Below are 18,520 nucleotides of genomic sequence, written 5' to 3' on the forward strand. Positions count from 1 at the left end.
CGCATCGCCGGGGTCCGGGCCTTCGCGCTGCCCGCGCGCTTTGGGAGCGGAGCCCCGCTTTCCGTCTCCCCGCGCCGCCATGCGCAGGTCTGTCAATCATTTACGAAATCAGCGCGAGATATTGCGTTCACCTGTTGGCGGTGGTTGAGTGTGCCGCGCCCCGCTGCTCGTCAGCCGCGGGTCTTCCACGCTCATGCCCGAAGGGGACCACCGATGAGAAGTGCCTGGTTCCGCCGTACCCGTCGCTCCGCCGCGACGGCCCTCGTCTCCGCTCTCGCCCTCACCGCGCTGGCCGCCTGCGGCACGAGCAGCAGCAGCGACGACAACGAGGGTTCACAGAGCGGCGGTTCGTCCGATCCGGCAGCGCCGCTCGACCGGAACACGAAGCTGACGCTGACCATCGACTGCATGCCGCCGGCCGCCAAGGCCGCCGAGCTCAAGCAGTGGAAGGAGGACGTCGCCGAGTTCAACAAGACGTACCCGAACATCACCATCGAGGGCCGCTCCACCCCCGGACAGTGCCTGGAACCCCCGCGCTTCACGGCCATGCTCAAGGCCAAGTCCCAGCCGGACGTGTTCTACACCTACTTCACCGACCTCCAGCAGGTGCTGGACAACGACGGCGCCGCGGACATCAGCGCGTACGTCACCGACAGGACGGTCCCCGCGCTGGGCGACATCGACCCGGACGTGCTGAACTCGCTCAAGCAGGACGGCAAGCTCTACGGCCTGCCCACCAGCAACTACACCATGGGCCTGCTGATCAACCGGACCCTCTTCGAGAAGGCCGGCCTCGACCCCGACACCCCGCCCACCACCTGGGCCGAGGTCCGCACGGCGGCCAAGAGGACAGCCGGGCTCGGCGGCGGTGTCGCGGGCTTCGGCGAGTACAGCGCCGCCAACACCGGCGGCTGGCACTTCACCGCCCAGATGTACAGCCTCGGCGGCGACATCGTCGACGAGAGCGGGAAGAAGGCAGCCTTCAACAACGATCTCGGCAAGGAGATCGTGAACAACCTCCACGCCATGCGCTGGGAGGACGACAGCATGGGGAAGACCCAGCTCCTGAAGTGGGGCGACCTCCAGAAGCAGATCGCCTCCGACAAGCTCGGCATGTTCCTCGCCGCCCCGGACGACATCACCTATATGGTCCAGCAACTCGGCGCGAAGTACGAGACCTTCGGCCTCGGCCCGATCCCCGGCGGCAAGGCCACCCTCTTCGGCGGCAACAACTACATGATCAAGAAGGGCAGTTCGCCCGACAAGATCAAGGCCGCCGTCGCCTGGCTGAACTTCAAGAACCTCACCGTCGGCAAGGGCCAGTTCCAGTGGGACCGCACCAAGGCCGACGGCCTTCCGGTCGGCCTGCCCCAGCCCAACTTCTGGCTGAACGACTCCAAGGCACAGGACGACAAGGCGCGCGCCGCCCACTCCACCATGCCGGTCGAGAACTTCCGGACCTTCATGGACAACCCCGTCCCCGGCAAGGCCGAACCGCCCAAGGCCCAGGAGATCTACAAGGTCCTCGACAACGTGATGTCCGGCGTGCTGACCAACAAGGACGCCGACCCCGGCAAGCTGCTCGCCACGGCCGAGTCCCAGGTCAACCAGATCCTGGCCAACCAGTAGCCCACCGGCTCGTCCACCACCCGCAGGAGCGCGACGGCGGGGCCCGGCGAGGCCCCGCCCCCGCAGCCGCTTGGACCCCGCGCCCCCGCACACCTGCGCGCCCGCACATCTGCACCGAGGAGCGACGATGTCGGCCCCCACCCTGTCCCCGAGCGAGGCGGCGAAGTCCCGCCGCCCCCGGCCCGGCGGCCCGGGCCCCCGCCCGCCCGGCGGGGCCTTCGCCAAGGAGCTGCGCCGCAACCTGACGGCGCACGGCTTCCTGATCGGCGCCGTGCTCTGCTTCTCGTTCTTCTCCTGGTACCCGATGGTCAGGGAGTTCCTGCTGGCCTTCCAGAAGAACGAGGACGGACGGACCGTCTGGGCCGGCTGGTCCAACTTCACCACCGTCTTCAACGACCCGGCCTTCGGGCAGGCCTGGCGCAACACCCTCCTCTTCGTGGTGCTCGCCCTGGTCCTCGGCTTCGTGGTCCCGTTCGTCGTCGCGATCGTCATCAACGAGATGCGCCACGCCCAGGGGTACCTGCGGCTGCTGGTCTACCTCCCGGTGATGCTCCCGCCGGTCGCCTCCGTGCTGCTCTTCAAGTACTTCTACGACCCCGGCCACGGCCTCTTCAACGAACTCCTCGGCCTGCTGCACCTCCCGGAACAGCAGTGGCTCCAGGACCCCGACACCGCCATGCTCTCCGTCGTCATCGCGGCGACCTGGATGAACATGGGCGGCGCCACCCTCATCTACCTGGCCGCCCTCCAGGGCATCCCCGGCGAGCTGTACGAGGCGGCCGAACTCGACGGCGCGGGCCTGCTGCGCAAGATCTGGTACGTCACCGTCCCGCAGACCCGGCTGATCCTCTCCCTGATGCTGCTGATGCAGATCATCGCCACGGTCCAGGTCTTCACCGAACCGTTCCTGCTCACCAACGGAGCCGGGCCCGAGGGCTCCACCACGACCGTCGTCTACCTCATCTACCAGTACGCCTTCAACTTCAACAACTACGGCGCCGCGGCCGCGCTCGGCCTGGTCCTCCTCGTACTCCTGGCCGGCGTCTCGGCCGTGTACGTGAGGCTCAGCCGCGCGCAGGACGACTAGCGGCGGGGAGACGACCGATGTCCACACGCACCCTCATCTCACCCGCACAGCTCGCCCGGCCCCGCGGCAAGGTCCTCTACTGGACCGTCTTCGGGATCGTCGTCGCCCTGTTCACCCTGGCGTTCCTCGGACCCCTCTACTGGATGGTGTCCGGCGGCCTCAAGACCACCCAGGAGGTGATCCAGTCCCCGCCCACCTACATTCCCCAGAGCGTGCACCCGGAGAACTACGCCCGCGCCTGGGACGTCATGGGACTTGCCCGGCTGCTGTTCAACACCCTCTACTACGCCTTCGGCGCGCTCGCCTTCCAGCTCGTCTTCGACGTGGCCGCCGCCTACTCGCTCTCCAAGCTGCGGCCCGTCCTCGGCAAGGCGATCCTCGGCATGATGCTGGCCACCCTGATGATCCCGGCCACCGTCCTCGTGGTGCCCCAGTACCTCACCGTCCTCGATGTGCCGATCGTCGAACGGAACCTGCTCGACTCGCCCTGGGCGATCTGGCTCCCGTCCGTCACCAACGCGTTCAACATCTTCCTGCTGAAGCGGTTCTTCGACTCCGTGCCGCGTGAACTCCTCGACGCCGCCTCCATCGACGGCGCGAGCCCGATGCGGGTGCTCCGGTCGATCGTCCTGCCGATCTCCCGGCCGATCCTCGGCGTCGTCTCCATCTTCGCCGTCGTCGGCGTGTGGAAGGACTTCCTCTGGCCGATGCTGACCCTGCCGGACCCCAGCAAGCAGACCCTGAACGTCGGGATCTACTCCCTGTCCACCGGAGTCCCCGAGAACGTGCTGATCGCCGCGCTCACCATCGCGTCCGTCCCGACGCTGATCGTGTTCCTGATCTTCCAGCGCAACATCATGAGCGGACTCACCGCGGGCGGTCTCAAGGGCTGACCCGCCACCCCGCCCGGGCCCCGCCCGTCGTACCGCTCGTCCACCAAGCCTCCGCCGCCGGCCCGTACCAGTCCGCCCCGCCCCCGTGCCGGCGGCGGAGTCCCTCCCTGGTCCCTCCCTGCCCGAAAGGACCTCCCGTGGCAGCCCCTCATTCGGAACGCACCGACGACTGGTGGCGCAGCGCCGCCATCTACCAGGTGTACCCCCGCAGCTTCTCCGACGGTGACGGCGACGGCACCGGGGACCTCGCCGGGGTACGGGCGAGACTGCCGTACCTGGCCGAACTGGGCATCGACGCCATCTGGTTCACCCCGTGGTACCTCTCCCCGCTCGCCGACGGCGGCTACGACGTCGCCGACTACCGCACCATCGACCCCGCCTTCGGCACCCTCGGCGAGGCCGAGAAACTGATCGCCGAGGCCCGTGAACTGGGCATCCGCACCATCGTCGACATCGTCCCCAACCATGTCTCCGACCGGCACGCCTGGTTCCGCGCGGCCCTCGCCGCCGGGCCCGGCAGCCCGGAGCGGGAGCTGTTCCACTTCCGGCCCGGCCGCGGCGAGCACGGCGAACTCCCGCCCAACGACTGGCCGTCCCAGTTCTCCGGCGCCACCTGGACCCGGGTCCCGGACGGCGAGTGGTACCTCCACCTCTTCACCCCCGAGCAGCCCGACCTCAACTGGGCGCACCCGGCGGTCCGCCGCGAGCACGAGGACGTCCTCCGCTTCTGGTTCGAACGCGGTGTCGCCGGCGTACGGATCGACTCGGCGGCCCTGCTCGCCAAGGACCCCGCCCTCGCCGACCTCACCGAGGGCGCCGACCCCCACCCGTACATCGACCGCGACGAACTCCACGACATCTACCGCTCCTGGCGGGCCGTCGCCGACGCGTACGGGGCCGTGTTCGTCGGCGAGGTGTGGCTCCCGGACGCCGAGCGCTTCGCCCGCTATCTGCGCCCCGACGAACTGCACACCGCCTTCAACTTCGGCTTCCTCGCCTGCCCCTGGGAGGCGGCGCGGCTGCGCCGCAGCATCGACGACACCCTCGCCGAGCACGCGCCCGTCGGCGCCCCCGCCACCTGGGTGCTCTGCAACCACGACGTCACCCGCACCGTGACCCGCTACGGCCGCGCGGAGACCGGCTTCGACTTCGCCGCCAAACGCTTCGGCACCCCGACCGACCTGGCCCTCGGCACCCGGCGCGCCCGCGCCGCCGCGCTGCTGACCCTGGCCCTGCCCGGGTCCGTCTACGTCTACCAGGGGGAGGAACTGGGCCTCCCGGAGGCCGACATCCCCCGGGAGCGGATCCAGGACCCGATGCACCACCGCTCCGGCGGCGTCGACCCGGGCCGCGACGGCTGCCGGGTGCCGCTGCCGTGGACCGCGGACGCCCCGCACCGCGGCTTCGGCTCGGGCGCGGAACCGTGGCTGCCCCAGCCCGCGGGCTGGTCCGCGTACGCGGCGGACCGCCAGAGCGGGGACCCGGCGTCGATGCTCAGCCTCTACCGGGAGGCGCTGCGGCTGCGCCGCCGGGAGCCCGGCTTCGGGGACGGGCCGCTGACCTGGCTGCCCTCCGGGCCCGAGGTGCTGGCCTTCGCCCGGCCGGACGGGCTGCTGTGCGCGGTCAACCTCGGCGCCGTCTCCGTGGACCTGCCGCAGCACCGGGCCGTGCTGCTGGCCAGCGGGCCGCTGGACGCGGACGGGCGGCTGCCCCGCGACACGGCGGTGTGGCTGCGGGCCTGACGGCCGGGGCCGGCGCGCGCCCCGGGCACCCGGGGCGCGTGCCTATCCTGGTCCCGGTCCGTACGACGTCCGTCCACGAGGTGCGCAGTGAGCGAGAGCACGTCCCCGAGTCCGAGCAGCCGGATCCCCGTCGTCGTCCTGGCGGGCTTCCTCGGTTCGGGCAAGACGACCCTGCTCAACCACCTCCTCCGGCGCAACCAGGGCAACCGCATCGGGGTCGTCGTCAACGACTTCGGCGCCATCGAGATCGACGCCATGACGGTCGCCGGACAGGTCGGCTCCACCATCTCCTTCGGCAACGGCTGCCTGTGCTGCGCCGTCGACGCGAGCGAGCTGGACGACTACCTGGAGAAGCTGACCGGTCCCGACGCGGGGATCGACGTCGTCGTCATCGAGGCGTCCGGGCTGGCCGAGCCCCAGGAACTCGTCCGTATGATCCTCGCCAGTGACAACCCGCGCGCCGTCTACGGGGGCCTCGTCGAGGTGGTCGACGCCGCCGAGTTCGACGCCACCCGCGCCCGGCACCCCGAGATCGACCGGCATCTGGCCATCGCCGACCTCGTCGTCCTCAACAAGACCGACCGGGTCGGCGCGGAGGCGGTCCGGCGGCTGCGGGAGACCCTCGACGGGCTGAGCGCGGGCACACCCGTGGTGGAGACGCGCCACGGCCGGATCGACCCCGGGCTCCTCCTGGACCCGGCCCTGCGCCCGGACCACGACCCCGCCGTCCGCCAGCTCTCCTTCGAGGACCTGTACGCGGACGCCTACGACGCCGAGCACCACGGCGACTGCGCGGAGGCCGGCCACCAGCATCTGCACACGGCCTACGAGAGCGTCTCGGCGGCCTTCGACGAACCCCTCCACCCGCGCCGGCTGATGGACTTCCTCGACACCCGCCCGCCCGGCCTCTACCGGATCAAGGGCTTCGTGGACCTCGGCGAGGCCGACCCCCGCAACCGCTACGCCGTCCACGCGGTCGGCCGCTTCCTGCGCTTCTACCCCGAGCCCTGGCCGGACGGCGACGCGCCCCGGCGCACCGAACTCGTCCTCATCGGTTCGGGGATCGACGCGGAGGCCCTGCGCAAGGAACTCACCGCCTGCGTCCGCACCGGGCGCCCCGAGGACGTCCCGGACGAGCGCAGCATGTGGGGCCTGCTGCGCTACGTCCAGGGCGACCCCGACGACCCGGAGCCCGCGCCCGGCCCGGACCTCGACGGCCCGCGGCCCGGCCCGGACACCGAAGGCTAACCGGCCGGGGGCGCCTCGGTGACCGGCCCCGCCAGCACCGCCACCGGTGAGCCCAGCGGTGTGCCCGAGCCGTCACGGCGCGGGTCGGGGGCCGGCAGCTCCGCCGGGCTGCCGTTCTTCTGCGCGGCCCGGACCGGCACCGCGCCCGCCCACGCCAGCACCAGCACGTCCTCGCCCTTCAGGAACCGCTGGCAGCGCACCCCGCCCGTCGCCCGCCCCTTGCGCGGATACTGGTCGAACGGCGTCAGCTTCGCCGTCGTCGGCCCGTCCACCAGGGTGCCGCGCGAGCCGGCGACCGTGAACACCACCGCCTCCGCCGACGGATCGACCGCCGTGAACGACAGCACCTCGGCGCCCTCCGCCAGCTTGATGCCCGCCATACCGCCGGCCGCCCGGCCCTGCGGCCGCACCTGGGCCGCCGGATAGCGCAGCAACTGCGCGTCGGAGGTGATGAAGACCAGGTCCTCCTCGCCGGTGCGCAGCTCCGTGCCGCCGACGATCCGGTCCCCCTCCCGCAGGGAGATGACCTCCAACTCGTCCTTGTTCGACGGGTAGTCCGGGACGACCCGCTTCACCACCCCCTGAAGGGTGCCGAGGGCGAGACCGGGGGAGGACTCGTCGAGGGCGGTGAGGCAGACCACCGTCTCGTCCGCCTCCAGGGAGAGGAACTCGGTGACCGGCGCCCCGCCCGCCAGGTTGGGGCCCGTCGCGGTGTCCGGGAGCTGCGGCAGATCGATCACCGACAGCCGCAGCAGCCGCCCGGCCGAGGTCACCGCGCCGACCTCGCCCCGCTGGGTGCCGAGGGCGGCGGACACGATCACATCGTGCTTGGTGCGCCGGCCCTCCTCGGCCGGGAGCGGTTCGGCGGTCGCGGTGCGGGCCAGCAGGCCGGTGGAGGAGAGCAGCACCCGGCACGGGTCGTCCGCGACCTGGAGGGAGGCGGTCGGCGCCGGGGTGCCCGCCGACTCCAGCAGGACCGTGCGGCGGGGGGTGCCGAACTTCTTGGCCACCGCGCCCAGTTCGGAGGAGACCAGCTTGCGCAGCTCCGCGTCCGACTCCAGGATGCCGGTCAGCTCGTCGATCTCGCCGTTCAGCCGGTCCCGCTCGCTCTCCAGCTCGATCCGGTCGAACTTGGTCAGCCGGCGCAGCGGGGTGTCCAGGATGTACTGCGTCTGCACATCGCTCAGCGAGAAGCGCTCGATCAGGCGCTCCTTGGCCTGCGCGCTGTTCTCGCTGGAGCGGATCAGCCGGATGACCTCGTCGATGTCGAGCAGCGCGACGAGCAGGCCCTCGACCAGGTGCAGCCGGTCGCGGCGCTTGGTGCGCCGGAACTCGCTGCGCCGCCGGACGACCTCGAAGCGGTGGTCGAGGTAGACCTCCAGCAGCTCCTTGAGCCCCAGGGTCAGGGGCTGGCCGTCGACCAGGGCGACGTTGTTGATGCCGAAGGACTCCTCCATCGGCGTCAGCTTGTAGAGCTGCTCCAGCACGGCCTCGGGGATGAAGCCGTTCTTGATCTCGATGACCAGCCGCAGGCCGTGCTCGCGGTCGGTCAGGTCCTTGACGTCCGCGATGCCCTGGAGCTTCTTCGCGCCGACCAGGTCCTTGATCTTGGCGATGACCTTCTCCGGGCCGACCGCGAAGGGCAGTTCGGTGACCACCAGGCCCTTGCGGCGGGCGGAGACCGTCTCCACCGAGACCGTGGCACGGATCTTGAAGGTGCCGCGGCCCGTCTCGTACGCGTCCTTGATACCGGCCAGACCGACGATCCGGCCGCCGGTCGGCAGGTCGGGGCCCGGGACATGGCGCATCAGGGTGTCGAGGTCGGCGTTGGGGTGCCGGATCAGATGCCGGGCGGCCGCGATCACCTCGCCCAGGTTGTGCGGGGGCATGTTGGTGGCCATACCGACGGCGATCCCGGAGGCGCCGTTGACCAGCAGGTTGGGGTAGGCCGCGGGGAGGGCGACCGGCTCCTGCTCCTGGCCGTCGTAGTTGGACTGGAAGTCGACCGTGTCCTCGTCGATCGACTCCGTCATCAGACCGGTCGCGTCGGCCATCCGGCACTCGGTGTACCGCATGGCGGCCGGCGGGTCGTCGTTGCCCAGGGAGCCGAAGTTGCCGTGGCCGTCGACCAGGGGGAGGCGCATGGAGAAGGGCTGCGCCATCCGCACCAGGGCGTCGTAGATCGAGGCGTCGCCGTGCGGGTGCAGCTTGCCCATGACCTCGCCGACGACCCGGGCGCACTTCACATAGCCGCGGTCGGGGCGCAGGCCCATCTCGTTCATCTGGTAGACGATGCGGCGGTGCACCGGCTTCATGCCGTCACGGGCGTCGGGCAGGGCACGGGAGTAGATCACCGAGTACGCGTACTCGAGGAAGGAGCCCTGCATTTCGTCCACGACGTCGATGTCGAGGATCTTCTCCTCGAACTCCTCCGGCGGTGGGGTCTTCGTGCTGCGGCGGGCCATCGCGGCTGCTGCTCCTTCACGTACCAGTCTGGATCCGACGCGCACCATTGTGGACCGTCCCACCGACAACGCCCCCGGCGACCCGGAAGAGGGACGCGGTGCGCGGACGGGAACTTCGCCAGGGCTCGGTGCGCTTGCATAGGGTGGCAGGACTCTTTCACATCGCGATCGAAGGGACGTACATGCCCATGGGTCACACGGCCACAGGCCAGGCCGGCTCCGGCGGCCTGACAGCGACCGAGCACCGGCTGGCCAACGGTCTGCGCGTGGTGCTCTCCGAGGACCACCTGACCCCGGTCGCCGCGGTGTGCCTCTGGTACGACGTGGGCTCCCGCCACGAGGTCGAGGGCCGCACGGGCCTCGCGCACCTCTTCGAGCACCTGATGTTCCAGGGCTCCGGCCAGGTGAAGGGGAACGGCCACTTCGAGCTGGTCCAGGGCGCCGGCGGCTCCCTCAACGGCACCACCAGCTTCGAGCGCACCAACTACTTCGAGACCATGCCCACGCACCAGCTCGAACTGGCCCTCTGGCTGGAGGCGGACCGCATGGGCTCGCTGCTGGCCGCCCTCGACGAGGAGTCGATGGAGAACCAGCGGGACGTGGTGAAGAACGAGCGCCGCCAGCGCTACGACAACGTGCCCTACGGCACGGCCTTCGAGAAGCTGACCGCCCTCGCGTACCCGGAGGGCCACCCCTACCACCACACGCCGATCGGGTCGATGGCCGACCTGGACGCGGCGACCCTGGAGGACGCCCGCGCGTTCTTCCGCACCTACTACGCGCCGAACAACGCGGTCCTCTCGGTGGTCGGCGACATCGACCCGGAGCAGACCCTCGCCTGGATCGAGAAGTACTTCGGCTCCATCCCCTCCCACGACGGCAAGCAGCCGCCCCGTGACGGCACCCTGCCGGACACCATCGGCCGCCAGCTGCGCGAGGAGGTCGTCGAGGAGGTGCCCGCCCGCGCCCTGATGGCCGCCTACCGCCTCCCGCACGACGGCACCCGCGAGTGCGACGCCGCCGACCTGGCGCTCACCGTCCTCGGCGGCGGCGAGTCCTCCCGGCTGCACAACCGCCTGGTCCGCCGCGACCAGACCGCCGTCGCCGCCGGCTTCGGGCTGCTGCGCCTGGCCGGCGCCCCCTCCCTCGGCTGGCTGGACGTGAAGACATCCGGCGGTGTGGAGGTGCCCCGCATCGAGGCCGCCGTCGACGAGGAGCTGGCCCGCTTCGCGGCCGAGGGCCCGACGCCGGAGGAGATGGAGCGCGCGCAGGCGCAGCTGGAACGCGAATGGCTGGACCGGCTCGGCACGGTGGCCGGCCGCGCCGACGAACTGTGCCGCTTCGCCGTCCTGTTCGGCGACCCGCAGCTCGCGCTCACCGCCGTGCAGCGCGTCCTCGACGTCACCGCCGAGGAGGTCCAGGCCGTCGCCAAGGCCCGGCTGCACCCCGACAACCGCGCCGTCCTGGTCTACGAGCCGCTGGCCGCCGACGAGGCCGACGAGACCGCCGACAGCGCCGACGCCGGGACCGCCGGCGCCGAGACCGCAGAGAACAACGCCACCGAGGGGGCGGACCAGTGAGCGACGCTGCCGTGACCATGGAGTTCCACCCGCAGCCCACGGCCGGCGAGGCCCGCCCCTGGGCCTTCCCCGCGCCCGAGCGCGGCACCCTGGCGAACGGGCTGACCGTGCTGCGCTGCGACCGCCCCGGCCAGCAGGTCGTCGCGGTCGAGATCCTGCTCGACGCCCCGCTCGACGCCGAGCCCGCGGAGCTGGACGGCGTGGCCACCATCATGGCCCGCGCCCTGTCCGAGGGCACCGACAAGCACAGCGCCGAGGAGTTCGCCGCCGAGCTGGAGCGCTGCGGCGCCACCCTCGACTCGATGGCCGACCACCCGGGCGTACGGGTCTCCCTGGAGGTGCCCGCCTCCCGGCTGGCCAAGGGCCTCGGCCTGCTCGCCGACGCCCTGCGCGCCCCCGCCTTCGACGAGGGCGAGGTGGGCCGGCTGGTCCGCAACCGCCTCGACGAGATCCCGCACGAGATGGCCAACCCGGCCCGCCGCGCCGCCAAGCAGCTCTCCGCCGAGCTGTTCCCGGCCTCGCTGCGCGTCTCCCGCCCCCGCCAGGGCACCGAGGAGACGGTCTCCCGGATCGACGCCGCCGCCGTGCGGGCCTTTTACACCGCGCACGTCCGCCCCTCGACCGCCACCTGTGTGATCGTCGGCGACCTGACGGGCGTCGATGTGGACGCGGTGCTCGACGAGACCCTGGGCGCCTGGACGGGCGACAAGGCGGTCCCGCACCGGGTCCCGGCGGTCACCGCCGACGACACCGGCCGGGTGGTGATCGTGGACCGCCCCGGCGCGGTGCAGACCCAGCTGCTCATCGGCCGGATCGGCCCGGACCGCCACGACAGCGTCTGGCCGGCCCAGGTGCTCGGCACCTACTGCCTCGGCGGCACCCTGACGTCCCGTCTGGACCGCGTCCTGCGCGAGGAGAAGGGGTACACCTACGGCGTCCGGGCCTTCGGGCAGGTGCTGTTGTCCGCCCCGGACGGCTCGGGCGCGTCGATGCTGGCCATCAGCGGTTCCGTGGACACCCCCAACACCGGTCCCGCCCTGGACGACCTGTGGAAGGTGCTGCGCACGCTGGCGGCCGAGGGGCTCACGGACGCCGAGCGGGACGTGGCCGTGCAGAATCTCGTGGGCGTCGCCCCGCTGAAGTTCGAGACGGCCGCCTCGGTCGCCGGCACCCTCGCCGACCAGGTGGAGCAGTCCCTTCCGGACGACTACCAGGCCCAGTTGTACGCCCGGCTGGCCGCCACCGGCACGGTCGAGGCGACGGCCGCCGCGGTCAACGCCTTCCCGGTGGACCGCCTGGTCACCGTGCTGGTGGGCGACGCGGCGCAGATCGCGGAGCCCGTGAAGGCCCTCGGCATCGGCGAGGTGACCGTCGTCACCGGCTGAGCCGGCGGCCCGTCGCCTGCGTCCCCGCCCGGAGCGGGGACGCAAGCCGCACAACGGGACGAAAGGGGACCCCGACACTGTCCGCGGTGTCGGGGTTTCTCCGTTCTTGGTGATGTATCTCCCTCATGCCCCACTAGGTGCGGCTATGGGGTGTGGCATGCGCTACAAATCGGGCTGTCCGTTTGGTGATTGAGTGATCGGCTGCCTAGCGTCTTTCCGGCTGTTCGCCGAGAAGTACGCCGCGTCCGCGGCACGGACAGTCATCGCCGAGTCCCCGTCCGGCGCGAGCCTGGGGAGCCGGGGACCCACGTTCCCCGGGGTGAATCGGAAGCCTTCGTCCGCGGAGGTGACCGTAGGAGACCTTCCTGCTCCGAACCCGTCAGCTAACCCGGTAGGCGAGAAGGAAGGAAAGGAACCAGCCTCTCCATGGCGTTCACCCGTGCCACCGGGAAGCACCGTGCCCCGAGCCGTCTGACGCGCAGGACCGCGAGCCTCGCCGGCATCGCGACCATCGCCACCACCGGCGTCATCGGCACCCTCGCCTCTCCGGCGCTCGCCGCCGAGGCCGAGGCCGCCTCCGTCGAGGACACCGGCCTCACCCAGGTCGTCTCCGTCGGCACCCTCGCCGACGAGATAGCCGACCAGGCCGCCGCCCAGCAGCGGGCCGCCGAGGAGGCCCAGGCCCAGGCCCGCGCCAAGGCGAAGGCCGAGGCGGAGGCCAAGCGCAGGGCCGAGGCCCGCGCCAAGGAAGCCCGGGAGGCCAAGGAGCGCGCCGCCCGCGAGGCCGAGCGCAAGCGCCTGAACTCCTTCCGGCTGCCGATCGCCGGCTCGTACGTCACCACCGGCTACCAGACCGGCGGCAGCCTCTGGTCCTCCGGCAGCCACTCCGGTGTCGACTTCCGCGCCCCCATGGGCAGCTCCGTCGTCGCGGTCGGCTCCGGCACGGTCGTCGAGGCCGGCTGGGGCGGCGCGTACGGCAACAACGTCGTGCTGAAGATGAACGACGGCACCTACACCCAGTACGGGCACCTCTCCTCGGTCTCCGTCTCCGTGGGCCAGCAGGTCGTGCCCGGCCAGCAGCTCGGCCTCTCCGGCTCCACCGGCAACTCCACCGGTCCGCACCTCCACTTCGAGGCCCGCACCACGGCCGAGTACGGCTCCGACATGAACCCGGTCGCCTACCTCCGCGCCCGCGGTGTGAACGTCTGAGGCACCGTGTGAACGTCTGAGGCGCCGCGCCCGACCGGCTGCTTCCGCCCGCAGGCCCCCGGCACCGCGCCGGGGGCCTGCGGCGTCCCCGCGGCCCTCCGTCGACTTCGCGCCGCGCGGTCGACTTCGCGCCGCGCGCATTCCACCGGTTCCGGCCAAAAGTCCTGAAGATTATGCCGTGGATTCCCGCGGGCCTTCGGAAAATCCCGAGGACTGGAATAGAGTCACGGGACACGAGTCAATCGGTGCAGCTTTTCGTGCGATCCACGGAGGTCCGGCCATGCGCGTTCCCGCGCACTCTGTATGCACGGCGATCCGGGACGACATCGTCTCCGGGGTCTTCGCGCGGGGCAGCCGCCTGACCGAGGAGCAGCTCGCCCGCCGCTACGGGGTCTCCCGGGTCCCGGTGCGCGAGGCGCTGCGCACCCTGGAGTCCGAGGGCTTCGTCGTCACCCGCCGGCACGCCGGTGCGCATGTCGCGGAGCCCACCGAGCAGGAGGCGGCCGACCTGCTGGAGATCCGGCTGCTGCTGGAGCCGCTCGCCGCGGCGCGGGCGGCGCAGCGGCGCACCGAGGCCCATCTGAAGGTGCTGCGCGGCCTGGTGCGGCTGGGTCAGGACCGGGCACGCCGGGGGCAGGGCGAGGATCTGCGGTCGCTGGGGGGCTGGTTCCACGAGACGCTGGCGCAGGCGTGCGGCAGCCCGGGGCTGACCGCGCTGCTGACCCAGCTCCGCCGCAAGATCGCCTGGATGTACTCCGTGGAGCAGCCGGCCGCCCCGGTGGAGTCCTGGGCCGAGCACGGCGCGATCGTGGACGCGGTCGCCCGCGGGGACGTGGAGCGGGCCCGGGCGCTGACGGCCCTGCACGCGGAGCGGGCCGCGGGGGCGCACCGGCTGCGGCGGACGGAGCGTGTGAGGACTTCGCAACATCCCGTAAACATCGGAAGCGTCCGGCATTAACAAAAGGGCCGTATACAAAAGGTGGGTATTCTGTGCCGGTATTCTGCGCCCGCCCTTTTCCGCTCCCTTTCTGCCTTCCGGGGAATTCCCGGTGTCCCTTGTGCACGAAAAAGCCGCGGCCCCCGCCAGGGGCGCCGCGGCTTCCGGGTTTGTACGGGGCGGGTGGCCGGCGGGTCAGACCGTCTCGGGCAGCTCGTCCAGGCCCTCGGCGACCAGCTTGGCCAGGCGGTCGAGCGCGGCCTCGGCGTCGGGGGCGTCGGAGGCGAGGACGATCTCCTCGCCGCCCTGGGCGCCCAGGCCCAGCACGGCCAGCATCGAGGCGGCGTTGACCGGGTTGCCGTCGGCCTTGGCGATCGTCACGGGGACGCCGGAGGCCGTGGCGGCACGGACGAAGATGGACGCGGGGCGGGCGTGGAGGCCCTCGGCCCAGCCGACATTGACGCGACGCTCAGCCATGGTGTTGCCCTTCGAGTGCTACGGGTTGTCTAGACCAGTGTGGCATATGGTGCGGCGTGCTCCCGCCGGGGCGCGGGGCCCCGGCAGCACGGCCGAACGGCGTTCCCAGCCTGCCTGTCCACAACCCGGCACGCGACCGGTGGCACCGCCGTACGCTTGCCCCATGCAGACCGAGCCGGAGCACGCCTACCCGGACCACTGGGAGGCCGACGTCGTCCTGCGCGACGGCGGGACGGCCCGGATCCGCCCCATCACCACCGAGGACGCGGACCGTCTTGTCAGCTTCTACGAGCAGGTCTCCGACGAGTCGAAGTACTACCGCTTCTTCGCGCCCTACCCCCGGCTCTCCGACAAGGACGTCCACCGCTTCACCCATCACGACTACGTGAACCGGGTGGGCCTCGCGATGACGGTGGGCGACGAGTTCATCGCGACCGTCCGCTACGACCGGATCGACGAGCAGGGCCGGCCGGCCGAGGCGCCGGCGGACGAGGCGGAGGTCGCCTTCCTCGTCCAGGACGACCACCAGGGCCGGGGCGTCGCCTCGGCCCTCCTCGAACACATCGCGGCGGTCGCCCGCGAGCGGGGCATCCGCCGGTTCGCGGCGGAGGTGCTGCCCGCCAACAGCAAGATGATCAAGGTCTTCCGGGACGGCGGCTACACCCAGCGGCGCAGCTTCGAGGACGGGGCCGTCCGGCTGACCCTGGAGCTGGAGCCCACCGCGAAGTCCCTCGCGGTGCAGCGCGGCCGCGAGCAGCGCGCCGAGGCGCGCTCGGTGCAGCGGCTGCTCACCCCGGGATCGGTGGCGGTCGTCGGCGTCAGCCGCCGGGAGGGCGGAGTGGGGCGCACGGTCCTGCGCAACCTCCAGGGCGCGGGCTTCACCGGCCGCGTCCACGCGGTGAACCGGGCCTTCCCCGAGGACCTGGGCACCATCGACGGCGTCCCCGCGGTGCGCTCGCTCGGCGAGATCGACGGGCCTGTGGACCTCGCCGTCGTCGCGGTGCCCGCCGAGCGGGTGCCGGAGGCGGTCGCGGACTGCGGCGAGCACGGCGCGCAGGGGCTCGTGGTCCTCAGCGCGGGATACGCGGAGAGCGGGCCGGAGGGGCGGGAGCGGCAGCGCGAACTGGTGCGGCTGGCCCGCTCGTACGGTATGCGGATCATCGGGCCGAACGCGTTCGGCATCATCAACACCGCGGAGGCCGTCCGGCTGAACGCCTCCCTGGCCCCGGAGTCGCCCGCGGCCGGGCGCATCGGCCTGTTCACCCAGTCCGGCGCGATCGGCATCGCGCTGCTGGCCGGGCTGCACCGGCGGGGCGCGGGCCTGTCCTCCTTCATCTCCTCCGGCAACCGCGCGGACGTCTCCGGGAACGACTTCCTCCAGTACTGGTACGAGGACGCGGGCACGGACGTGGTCCTCCTCTACCTGGAGTCCATCGGCAACCCCCGCAAGTTCACCCGGCTCGCGCGGCGCACGGCGGCGGTGAAGCCGGTCGTGGTGGTGAAGGGCGCGCGGCACAGCGGCAGCGCCCCGGCCGGGCACGCCGTCCCGACCACCCGCATCCCGGACACGACGGTCGGCGCGCTGCTGAGCCAGGCGGGGGTCATCCGGGTCGACACGGTGACGGAACTGGTCGACGCGGGCCTGATGCTGGCGGGCCAGCCGCTGCCGGCGGGCCCCCGGGTCGCGATCCTCGGCAACTCCGAGTCCCTCGGGCTCCTCGCCTACGACGCCTGCCTCACGGAAGGACTCCGTCCGCTGCCGCCGGTGGACCTCACCACGGCGGCGACCCCGGCGGACTTCCGCGCGGCGCTGACCCGGGCGCTGGACGACGGCGGGTGCGACGCGGTGATCGTCACCGCGATCCCCTGGGTCGGCGAGAACGGAGCCACCGCCTCCGGCGACGGCGAGGACCTCGCGGCGGCCCTCACCGACGCCTCCGCCACCAGCCCGGCGAAGCCGGTCGCGGTCGTCCACGTCGAAATGGGCGCGCTCGCGGACGCCCTCGCGGCGGCGTCCAGCACGTCGCCGTCCCGCCGCGGGGGCGCGGGCCCTGCGAGGGCGCCGCGGTCGGTCGCCGCCGCGTCCGGTGCGACGGGCTCCGGCGATGAACCCGGGCGTGCCCCGGACCCGGCAATCGGGCTCGACGCCCATGACGGCGCTGCGGCACCGGGACCCGGCGCGGGGGCGCCGCGGTCGGTCGCCGCCGCGTCCGGCGGCCGGGATGCGGAGGCGTCCGCCTCCCTACCCACCGGGCCCCGGCCCGGTGCGGCCACGCCGTCTGCTTCCGCCGGGGGCCCGGAGCGGGCACCGGATCCGGGACCCGGGCCCGAGTTTTCGCCGCCCGGCGCGGGCGGAGCCCCAGCGAGCGCGTTGGCGAACAACCCCGGTGCGGCACCGGGACCCGGCGCGGGCGCGCCGGCGCCCCGGAGTGACTCGGCCTCCCGCGAGGGGGCGGGGTCCGCTGCGGACCGGACCGCCGCGTCGGTGAGCGGCCCCAACGACGCGCGCCACGACGGCGACGCGGCACCGGCGCATGGCGTGGGCGCGGGCCGCGAGGGATCGGCGTCCCCCTCCGGCGAGGCGGCCCGCGAGGGCGGGGCGGTCTCTGGCGTGGAGGCGGCCCGCGAGGGCGAGGCGGGCCGCGACGGCAGGGGTGCCCCCGGGGCGGACCGCCACGGAGCGACCGCCCCCGCACGCGGCGGCCCCCGCGCCTGGTTCGGGCTGCGGCGGAACGGGCGCGGACGGGCCGCGGGAGCGGCAGGCCCGGGAAGCGATGCGCCGCGCCCCGGCGGCCAGGCCGCAGAGGCGGCGGGCGGCGGCGCTCCGGAAGCGCCCGGCCCCGGAAGCACCGCCCCCGCATCGGCAGGCGCCCCCGCGCGCCCCGCCCCGCCCCCGCCGCCCGGGAGCGGCGGCGACCCGGTCGCCGCCGAGGCCGCGCCCGTCGTGACGCCCGCGCCCGGCGCGCGCCGGATCCCCGCGTATCCGGCCGCCGAGCGGGCCGTCCGCGCGCTCGCGGAGGCGGCGCGGTACGCGCAGTGGCGGCGGGAGGCCGCCGACCCCGGCCGGGTTCCCGAGCAGGAGGAGATCGACGAGAGCGGCGCCGCCGCACGGATCGAGGAGCTGCTCGGCCGCGAGCCGGACACCCGCGGCTTCACCCTCGCCCCCGCCGACGCCCGCGCGCTCCTCGCCCACTACGGCATCGGCGTCCGCCCCACGCTCCCCGCCTCCGACCCCGACTCCGCCGCCGACGCGGCCGCCCGCCTCGGCTACCCCGTCGCCCTGAAGACCACCGCACCCCATCTGCGCCACCGCGCCGACCTCGGCGGCGTCCGGCTCGACCTCGCGGACGAGACCCAGCTGCGCCAGGCGTACCAGGAACTCACCGGCACCCTCGGCAAGGCGACCGAACTGCAGCCGGTCGTCCAGGCGATGGTCCCGCGCGGTGTGGACACCGTGGTGCGGGCCGTGATCGACCCCGCCGTCGGCGCCGTGCTCTCCTTCGGCCTGGCCGGCGCCCCGTCCGAGCTGCTCGGCGACACCGCGCACCGCCTCGTCCCCGTCACCGACCGGGACGCCGGCGAGCTGATCCGGGGCATCCGGACCGCGCCCCTCCTGTTCGGCTGGCGCGGCTCCGCCCCCGTCGACACCGCCGCCCTGGAGGACCTGCTGCTGAGAGTCTCCCGGCTGGTCGACGACCACCCCGAGATCGTGTCCGTGGCCCTGGAGCCGGTCGTCGTCGCCCAGCACGGCGTGTCCGTGCTGGACGCGTCCGTCCGCCTCGCCCCGCCGCCCGCCCGCACCGACCTCGGTCCCCGCCGCCTCCCCAGCTACTGAGCGATGTGGACTCCGGAGGCCCCTTAGGATGGA

General features: G+C 72.8%; 12 protein-coding genes and 1 riboswitch. Of the genes, 10 read left to right on the forward strand and 2 right to left on the reverse strand.

What is annotated here, in order from left to right; all coding sequences use genetic code 11:
* The first annotated feature begins 213 nt into the window (after window positions 1–213).
* From ABZ457_RS16885 to ABZ457_RS16905, 5 genes are all read left to right on the forward strand, one after another.
* Window positions 214–1,629 (forward strand): extracellular solute-binding protein, encoded by a 1,416-nt coding sequence (locus ABZ457_RS16885; RefSeq protein WP_359158331.1) that lies wholly within the window; start codon window positions 214–216, stop codon window positions 1,627–1,629.
* A 127-nt stretch (window positions 1,630–1,756) separates the two neighbouring features.
* Window positions 1,757–2,716 carry a sugar ABC transporter permease gene (locus ABZ457_RS16890; protein WP_359158332.1) on the forward strand — a complete coding sequence of 320 codons (960 nt, stop codon included), beginning with the start codon at window positions 1,757–1,759 and terminating at the stop codon, window positions 2,714–2,716.
* 17 nt (window positions 2,717–2,733) lie between these two features.
* Window positions 2,734–3,609 carry a carbohydrate ABC transporter permease gene (locus ABZ457_RS16895; RefSeq protein ID WP_359158333.1) on the forward strand — a complete coding sequence of 292 codons (876 nt, stop codon included), beginning with the start codon at window positions 2,734–2,736 and terminating at the stop codon, window positions 3,607–3,609.
* 137 nt (window positions 3,610–3,746) lie between these two features.
* Window positions 3,747–5,351, forward strand: coding sequence for a glycoside hydrolase family 13 protein (locus ABZ457_RS16900; RefSeq protein WP_359158334.1), 1,605 nt, complete (start codon window positions 3,747–3,749; stop codon window positions 5,349–5,351).
* An 87-nt stretch (window positions 5,352–5,438) separates the two neighbouring features.
* Complete coding sequence (locus ABZ457_RS16905; protein WP_359158335.1) at window positions 5,439–6,599, forward strand: GTP-binding protein; 1,161 nt, start codon at window positions 5,439–5,441, stop codon at window positions 6,597–6,599.
* On the opposite strand, the gene ABZ457_RS16910 is transcribed toward ABZ457_RS16905, so the two are convergent.
* Entirely contained in the window at window positions 6,596–9,064 is a 2,469-nt protein-coding gene (locus ABZ457_RS16910) for a DNA topoisomerase IV subunit A (protein WP_359158336.1), read from the reverse strand. The genes ABZ457_RS16905 and ABZ457_RS16910 overlap by 4 nt on opposite strands.
* 182 nt (window positions 9,065–9,246) lie before the next feature.
* Here ABZ457_RS16910 and ABZ457_RS16915 point away from each other — a divergent pair, with 182 nt between their 5' ends.
* The 4 genes from ABZ457_RS16915 to ABZ457_RS16930 all read left to right on the forward strand — a co-directional run bounded on the left by ABZ457_RS16915 (window position 9,247) and on the right by ABZ457_RS16930 (window position 14,196).
* Window positions 9,247–10,644, forward strand: coding sequence for a pitrilysin family protein (locus ABZ457_RS16915; RefSeq protein ID WP_359158337.1), 1,398 nt, complete (start codon window positions 9,247–9,249; stop codon window positions 10,642–10,644).
* A 17-nt stretch (window positions 10,645–10,661) separates the two neighbouring features.
* Window positions 10,662–12,029 carry a pitrilysin family protein gene (locus ABZ457_RS16920; protein WP_359158361.1) on the forward strand — a complete coding sequence of 456 codons (1,368 nt, stop codon included), beginning with the start codon at window positions 10,662–10,664 and terminating at the stop codon, window positions 12,027–12,029.
* A 254-nt stretch (window positions 12,030–12,283) separates the two neighbouring features.
* Window positions 12,284–12,442: riboswitch (cyclic di-AMP (ydaO/yuaA leader) on the forward strand.
* Window positions 12,443–12,455: 13 nt separating this feature from the next.
* Complete coding sequence (locus tag ABZ457_RS16925) at window positions 12,456–13,238, forward strand: M23 family metallopeptidase (RefSeq protein WP_359158338.1); 783 nt, start codon at window positions 12,456–12,458, stop codon at window positions 13,236–13,238.
* A 280-nt stretch (window positions 13,239–13,518) separates the two neighbouring features.
* Complete coding sequence (locus tag ABZ457_RS16930; protein WP_359158339.1) at window positions 13,519–14,196, forward strand: GntR family transcriptional regulator; 678 nt, start codon at window positions 13,519–13,521, stop codon at window positions 14,194–14,196.
* A gap of 174 nt (window positions 14,197–14,370) precedes the next feature.
* Here ABZ457_RS16930 and ABZ457_RS16935 read toward each other — a convergent pair whose 3' ends face one another.
* Window positions 14,371–14,652, reverse strand: coding sequence for an HPr family phosphocarrier protein (locus ABZ457_RS16935; protein WP_359158340.1), 282 nt, complete (start codon window positions 14,650–14,652; stop codon window positions 14,371–14,373).
* Between the two features lie 163 nt (window positions 14,653–14,815).
* Here ABZ457_RS16935 and ABZ457_RS16940 point away from each other — a divergent pair, with 163 nt between their 5' ends.
* Window positions 14,816–18,487 (forward strand): GNAT family N-acetyltransferase, encoded by a 3,672-nt coding sequence (locus tag ABZ457_RS16940; RefSeq protein ID WP_359158341.1) that lies wholly within the window; start codon window positions 14,816–14,818, stop codon window positions 18,485–18,487.
* Window positions 18,488–18,520: the final 33 nt, after the last annotated feature.

Source organism: Streptomyces sp. NPDC005805, assembly GCF_040630445.1.
Taxonomy (GTDB): Bacteria; Actinomycetota; Actinomycetes; order Streptomycetales; family Streptomycetaceae; genus Streptomyces.